At 67.9% G+C, this 6922-nt stretch carries 6 protein-coding genes and 2 pseudogenes; 6 read left to right on the forward strand and 2 right to left on the reverse strand.

From position 1 onward, the window contains the following. From ACIQU6_RS43430 to ACIQU6_RS43455, 6 genes and pseudogenes are all read left to right on the forward strand, one after another. Window positions 1–250, forward strand: a 250-nt coding sequence (locus ACIQU6_RS43430; RefSeq protein ID WP_403488054.1) for a hypothetical protein, incomplete at its 5' end; no start/stop codon positions are given. A 116-nt stretch (window positions 251–366) separates the two neighbouring features. Then, window positions 367–1194: a tyrosine-type recombinase/integrase gene (locus tag ACIQU6_RS43435; protein ID WP_403488056.1), complete on the forward strand. Its 828-nt coding sequence runs from the start codon at window positions 367–369 to the stop codon at window positions 1192–1194. Further along, entirely contained in the window at window positions 1191–1748 is a 558-nt protein-coding gene (locus ACIQU6_RS43440; protein ID WP_403488058.1) for a hypothetical protein, read from the forward strand. The genes ACIQU6_RS43435 and ACIQU6_RS43440 overlap by 4 nt, the downstream gene beginning before the upstream one ends. An 11-nt stretch (window positions 1749–1759) precedes the next feature. Beyond that, the gene (locus ACIQU6_RS43445) at window positions 1760–2311 is read left to right on the forward strand and encodes a hypothetical protein (protein WP_403488060.1); all 552 of its coding nucleotides are present in this window, start codon (window positions 1760–1762) and stop codon (window positions 2309–2311) included. Between the two features lie 694 nt (window positions 2312–3005). Beyond that, window positions 3006–3344, forward strand: coding sequence for a hypothetical protein (locus tag ACIQU6_RS43450; RefSeq protein ID WP_403488062.1), 339 nt, complete (start codon window positions 3006–3008; stop codon window positions 3342–3344). 519 nt (window positions 3345–3863) lie between these two features. Beyond that, window positions 3864–4570 (forward strand): annotated as a pseudogene (locus tag ACIQU6_RS43455) (IS3 family transposase); the annotation flags it as partial. Window positions 4571–4580: 10 nt separating this feature from the next. Here the strand turns inward: ACIQU6_RS43455 and ACIQU6_RS43460 are convergent. Together ACIQU6_RS43460 and ACIQU6_RS43465 are read right to left on the reverse strand one after the other, a co-directional pair. Beyond that, window positions 4581–5612, reverse strand: a pseudogene (locus ACIQU6_RS43460) (IS30 family transposase); the annotation flags it as partial. 211 nt (window positions 5613–5823) lie between these two features. Further along, window positions 5824–6922, reverse strand: a 1099-nt coding sequence (locus ACIQU6_RS43465; protein WP_403488064.1) for a transposase, incomplete at its 5' end; no start/stop codon positions are given.

Genomic DNA, 6922 nt, shown 5'->3' on the forward strand with positions numbered 1-6922 from the left:
CATCGAGCGGACCTTCGGCGAGACCCGGCGCCGCGTCAAGGTCATCGGACGCTTCCCCGGCGAGACCTCCTGCGTCTCCCTGGCCTTCGCCGTCCCGTCCAGGGCCGCGACCGGATGGCGCGGCTTCACCACAACACCGGCCACCGTGCGCCAACTTGAGCGCATGCGACACGACCTGCTCCACCCCACCGACGCGGAAGTGATCCAGCTCGCAGCCCGGCCCCGCGTGTCCCTCACCAAGGCCGCATAACATCAACCCCACGAAACCCGTTCGTGAGTGCTTTTACACCACAAACTGGACGCGACCTCGGAGAGTTCGTCGCCTGGCTGCGGCTACCGCCGACGGCCCGGACTGGCGCGGTTGCAGTGCTGCCGTCGGTCGAGCACCACTGCGGCGAGACCACGGTGAACCGGAAGCTCTCGGCAGTCAGCGCCTTTTACCAGCATGCCGCCCGCCATGGCGTCGACCTGGCCGAGTTGCTGACGGCCTGGCAGCCAGCCGGGCGCCGCAGCACCGCGTGGAAGCCGTTCCTGCACCACGTCGCCAAGGGCCGACCACAGCAACGGCGGGCGATATCGCTGAAGGCGGCGAGGAAGCTCCCGCGCATCCTCACCGCCGCCGAGGTCCAAGCCGTCCTGGATGCTTGCGAGAGGCTGCGGGACAGGCTGCTGTTCGCTGTCTTGTTCGACTCCGGCATGCGGATCGGGGAGGCTCTCGGGTTGCGGCACGAGGACTGGGCCGTCGCTGAGCGCGAGCTGTCGGTGGTGCCGCGGCTCAACGACAACGGCGCCCGCACCAAGTCGGCGACGACCAGGACGATCCCGGTCAGCCCCGAGCTGATCCGGCTGTATGCCGACTACATGCACACCGAGTACGGCGAGCTCGACTCCGACTACGTCTTCGTCAACCTTTGGGCCGCCCCGCGCGGGCACGCGATGGCCTACGCGGCGGCCTACGACCTGGTCAGACGGCTCCGACGAAGGACCGGCATCTCCTTTGACCCGCACTGGTACCGGCACACCTACGCCACCAGGCTGCTGCGAGGCGGCACCCCGGTCGAGGTCGTCAGCAAGCTGCTGGGACACGTCAGCCTGACCACTACGACCGAGACGTACGGGCACCTCACCGCCGAGGACGCCCGGAAGACGCTGGAGGCCGCCGGCTGGTTCGACGGCACGGAGGTGCGGCTGTGAGAGAGACCCCGCACATGCCCGCCGACCCGGGCGAGGCGGGGCCCGAACGCCCCAGGCTCCAGCTCCACACAGGACAACGCATCAAGGAAGCCGGTCGCCGAAACGGCTGGGACAGTGAGTACGACCGGGACATCTGGCGGCTGCGCGAGCTGGGGATCAAGACCAAGATCGCGCACATCCGCTTCGACCGGATACCGCAGCCCTGGCTGAAGGATCTGGCGAAGCGGTGGGCCCGGTGGCGGCTCAGCACGGGGCTTGGCTCCGAGTCGGCAGCCTCTGCCCCGCGAGCCGTTACCCACTTCGCGCAGTTCCTCGCGTCGCCTGCGGTCCGCGCCATCCGCCTTGACCAGGTGGCCCGGCCGCTGCTGGAGAGGTATCTCGCCCATCTGCACGCCGACTACGCGGGCCGAGCGGTGCACCGGAACTTCATCGGACAGCTCAACCTCTTCTTCCTGGCCATCCGTCAGCACCGCTGGAACGACAGCCTGCCCGCAAGCGCCGTGTTCTTCCCCGAGGACTTTCCCGTCTCGACGAGCGGCTGCCCCGGGCGCTGAGCGAACCGGTGATGACGCAGCTGGAGCAGCCCTCGAACCTGGACCGGTGGAAGAACCCGGCCAACCGACTGGCCACGCTCATCCTGATGCGCTGCGGACTGAGGATCACCGACACGGTGCGGCTGCCGCACGACTGCATCGTCCACGACGCCGACGGGGCTCCCTACCTGCGCTATCTGAACCACAAGATGAAACGTGAAGCGCTCGTCCCCATCGACGAGGAACTTGAACGCGAGATCCGAGATCACCAGCGCCGCCTTCGTGATCGCTGGCCACACGGCACTCCGGTACTCTTCCCGCGATCGCTGAAGAACGCAGACGGTCACGAGCCTACGGACAGCGACGTCTACCGGCGGGCAATGCACCAGTGGCTGAAGGCATGCGACGTCCGTGACGAACACGGTCGCCACGTGAAGGTCACCCCTCTATCTCGCCACGGTCCTGGAGTCGATCACCGACCACATGCGCACCGAACTCGTTGCCGATGCGCTGTGCGTCCGTCGACGATCCCGCGTTGGCCGACTACTGGGCCTCCCGGCGCCGCAGGAACAAGCCGCCGCTGAGTTCGTACTGGCTGCACCTGCTCCATGAGCAGCAGGGACGATGTCCTCTCTGCGGAACCTTTCTCCTACATGCCGACCGTCAGCCGCAAAGACCCCATGAGTGGGAGCAGTGGCTGCGGGCGACCCGGACGGCGGTGCGCGGCAACGCACTCACCGTCACCCGAGCGGGGGCCGGTCAGGCGATCTCGCCGCCTCCCAACTGATCCACGTCCATTGCCACCGCTGGCGCGACGGCAATGGACCAGCAACTCTGGCTGCCTGTGAGCCCTCGGGGCCTGCTTGAGCCGGATGCGGTCAATACCGCCTGTCCGGTCCTGAGGGGGGTGCGGCGCAGCGATGCGCCGCACCTACCCGACAACACGAGAGTACGTACTACACACTCCGTCACGGTCCTGGCCGGACGGAACCTCCGCTCAGGCGACCCGGCTGGCCTGCGGCAGGAGATGTGGGCTGGTCACCCTCTACCAGGCCCTGCGGGCCGTCATGGTCGAGGCCGCCGAGTCCATCCCGGGCACCGACCCCCGACCGCTGCTGCTTCACCGTCGCCCTCCAGGCCGCCCGCGACCAGGTCGTCCAGGCCAGCGGCATCGTCTCTGACGCGACCGGCCCCGTCGGGGAGATCGGTCGCCGGATCCTGGCCCGTCTCCTGCCGCCCCGCCGTCGGCGGGTCAGAACACGGAAGGTCAAGTCCCCGATGTCCCGCTACAGCGAGCGCCGCGACGACGGCCGCACCGTCACTGAACTCGCCATCACCGTCCTCGAACCCGGTCCCGAACAACCACCGCTGCCCGCGGTCTCCCGCGACGACCGACACACCGCCCCCGCCCAGCGCCGCCGACACCGCATCCTCGCCTTGCTCGAGAAGGACCCCACCCACCTCTGGCGTCCACGCGACATAGCCTCCCATTTCGGCGACATCACCATGGACACTATGTATCGACAGCTCTCCAGATGGACCGAGACCGGCCTCATCCACAAACTCGGCCCCAGGCTATACGCCGCGACAACATGGACCCCAACACCCCTTGCATGACCTACGAGTTCGTTAACTTCCCGGCCTCGGGTAAAGGCCCCTCGTCCCGTGGCGGAATTTTTTCTTGATCGCCTGACGCACCATCAGGCTTGACAGCACCCAACCGGGTCAAGATCAGTCACCTTGACAGCCGAAGTAATGCCTGTCATAGTTTATTCCGATTATCGCGCAATGCGCCCTGAGCTGAGGGGTAGTGCTGATTCGAGAGCAGTCCGCATCAATCTACCCAAACCTTGCGCTTGGTACTGCCCCGTTCACGGGTAGGTGGTTGCTTTTCTCGGGGGCTATAACGGGCGGGCCGGTCACGCTGGCGTAGTCCCAGAGGGTGAAGCGGTGGGTGGGCCTTTGTCCTGAATCTTGGACACCCTAGACACTGGATCGTGGTGGTCTAGGAGAACGGGAGTCCCTGTGGGGATGAAGCACTACCCGCCGGAGACGCTGCGGAACTGGCTGCGCACGGATGACAAGAAGAAGGACCGGCAACGCGGTGCCGGCACGGGGGCAGATGCCTCGCATGAGGCCCTAGAGGCGGAGGTGCGGGCTCTGCGCAGGGAGAACGCCGAGCTGAAGACCGAGCGGGAGATCCTGCGCCGGGCGGCCCGCTATTTCGCCCAGGAGACAAAATGGTAGGCCGCTTCCGTTTTGTTGAAGATCATCAGCGCCGTTACGGCGTGAAGCGGCTGTGCCGGGTCCTGGGCATCGCCCGCTCCAGCTTCTACTACTGGCGCCGCACCGCTCCTGCCCGGGCCGCCCGGCAGGCCGCGGACGCGAAGCTCGCCGCGGAGATACGCCAGGTGCACCGGGAGTCGGACGGCACGTACGGCGTCCCGAGGATCACCGCCGAGCTCCGCGGCCGCGGACGGCGCGTGAACCGCAAACGCGTCGCCCGCCTCATGCGCTCCCGTGGCATCACCGGCCTGTGGCTCCGCCGCAGGCACCGCACCACCGTCCGTGACCCGGCCGCCGCGAAAGCCCCGGACCTGATCGGCCGCAACTTCACCGCCGAGCGTCCGAACACCAGATACGTCGGTGACATCACCTACCTGAGCATCGGTGACGGGAAGTCCCTCTACCTGGCGACCGTCATCGATCTGTGCTCGCGCCGCCTGGCGGGCTGGGCGATCACCGACCACATGCGCGCCGACCTCGTCGTCGACGCCCTGGCCGCGGCCGAGCGGACCCGCGGCAGCCTCAGCGGGGCCGTGATGCATACGGACCACGGCGCCCAGCCCGGACTCAACTGGTCGTCGCAACACCGGCTTCTTGGATCAACAGTAGTTGCTCATGGAGTGCTTCGGCAGGTGTCCTCCAGCCGAGGGTCTTGCGGGGCCTGGTGTTGAGGGCGAGGGCAACAGTTGCGAGCTCGTCACTCTCCCAGCGCGACAGGTCGGTGCCCTTCGGAAAGTACTGCCGCAGCAGTCCGTTGGTGTTCTCGTTGGTGCCTCGTTGCCAGGGGCTGTGCGGGTCGGCGAAGTAGACCTGAAGCCCGGTATCGATGCGGAGTTGTGCGTGCTGGGCCAGCTCCTTACCTCGGTCCCAGGTGAGCGAGCGACGCAGGTGTTCGGGCAGGGTGGTGATCGTGGCGGCGATCGCGTCTTTGACCGCCTCGGCTCCGCGGCCGGCCAGTGCCGGGCCGTTGTGCACCCGCGGCTCGACCCCGTAGCCGTCCATCCGCGGCAGATACAGCAGCATCGTGAACCGAGTCGTGCGCTCGACGAGCGTGCCGATCGCAGAGCGATTGAGACCGATGATCAGGTCGCCCTCCCAATGCCCTGGGACTGCGCGGTCCTCAGCCTCAGCGGGCCGTTCGCTGATCAGCACCTCGGGCGTGACATGGCCGCCTGGATGCTGGCGGGCACGTGCCCGCGGGACGCGCAGTGCTCGCCCGGTGCGCAGGCAAGTGACCAGTTCACGCTTGAGCGCGCCGCGGCCCTGGACGTATAGCGCCTGGTAGATCGCCTCGTGCGAGATACGCATGGACTCATCCTCGGGGAAGTCCAGCGGCAACCGGTGCGCGATCTGCTGCGGACTCCAGGCCGTCGCCCACCGCCGATCCTGCCTGCGGGGTTTGTTGCGGCCCTTCCACGCTGGCGTGATGGGCCCCAACACCGTTGTCCCGTCCGGAGCTTGGATCACGCCAGCGAGCCTGTCTTGGACGTAGGCGCACAGCCGCTCGTTCGCGTCCAGCTTCGCCGGCTTCGGCCGCCGGGCTCGCCGCTCCGCATGCCACTGTGCGGTGGACGCCCGGTACTCCAGCCGATAGGTGCGCGGGGGCTGGAGGACGGTAATGTCGAGGTCGGTGACGGTGCGGCTGGCGCAGGGCGACTCCGTTGCTCTATTGGGGGTTCAGGCGGTGAGCCGGTAGGCGAGGCGTTCGAGGCGGCTGGTGCGGGTTCGGCGCAGGGGGTGGTCGGTCCAGTGGGCGTCGAGGCGGACGATGTTGATTGCGGTGGCGGAGAAGGCGTCTTGAGTTTCGGGGTTACGCGGTGGCTGAGGCCCATGCCTGCTGGACTTGGCGGATTTCGTGGTCTGCGGGTTGACCAGCGTCGATGGGAAGAAAGCGGGCTGCGATCAAGGTGCGTCGCAAGGTGACGAGCATGTCGAGGAAGGACGGTTCGGCCTTCGTGGTGTACCAGGGTGCTCGTTGGCGGCGTTCGGTGACGACCTCGGGGTGGTGACCGTGCAGCGCATACCAGAGGACGATCAGAGAGTAGACGTACATGCCGAAGGGGAAGGTCCGCTCGACAGCCTGCCGGGTGCGGTTGTGGGCCTGTCCCACGCCGAGGGTCTGGCGGCAGTCGAAGAAGTTTACTTCCACGGCCCAGCGTCCCGCGTAGCGGGTGACGAGCTCGGCGGCGGCGGAGGTGGCCAAGTCGGTGGTGACCAGGGCGAGTAGGGGCTTGTCAGGGCGGTCGCGGACCAGGATGACGTGGACGGTGCGGGTGTGGAACACGCCGTACCACAGGCAAGTGAACTGGGCGAGGTCGACCTGATCGGTGCGTCCGTAACGGTGCACGGTGTGCTGGATCCAGGCTGCGGTGGCGGCCGGGTCCGCGGGGCGGCCGAGCCGGTCGCCCTTGGTCCGAGGTCGACCCCGGCGACCTGTGGGGGGCGGTGCCACGTCGTAAAGGACCGCGTTCAAGGGCAGCCTGGTGGTCCAGGTGCTCCGCGGTGGCAGGCCTCGAAGGATCTTGGAGTGGTAGGCGGCGTCCCCGGTGACATGCACGGTGCGGTCGGGAAACGCGGCGCCCACAGCGGTGGCCATGGCGTGGGCCAGATCGACCACGGAGGCCGTGCCCTTGCCCTTCCACCGGCGGACCAGGACCGGCAGGGCCACGGGCCGGGTGAGGAAGGGCAGCGGCACGAGCAAGGCCAGCACCACCCAGCGGTGCCCGAAGGACAGTCGGCCGCGGCCGGGCGCGGAGCCGTCGTGGATCCACCCGGCACCGTGAATCTTCCGGCCCCGGCGGCGGTGCGCGGTGTCGTCGACGGCCACATGAAGCGGCTCACCCTCGGGCAGCAGCCGGGTAACGATCAGTCGGGCCAGGGCCAGGCCGAGCCGGTCCGGGTCCCAGCGG

The sequence above is a fragment of the Streptomyces sp. NPDC090442 genome (genome assembly GCF_044769405.1).
Classification (GTDB): domain Bacteria; phylum Actinomycetota; class Actinomycetes; order Streptomycetales; family Streptomycetaceae; genus Streptomyces.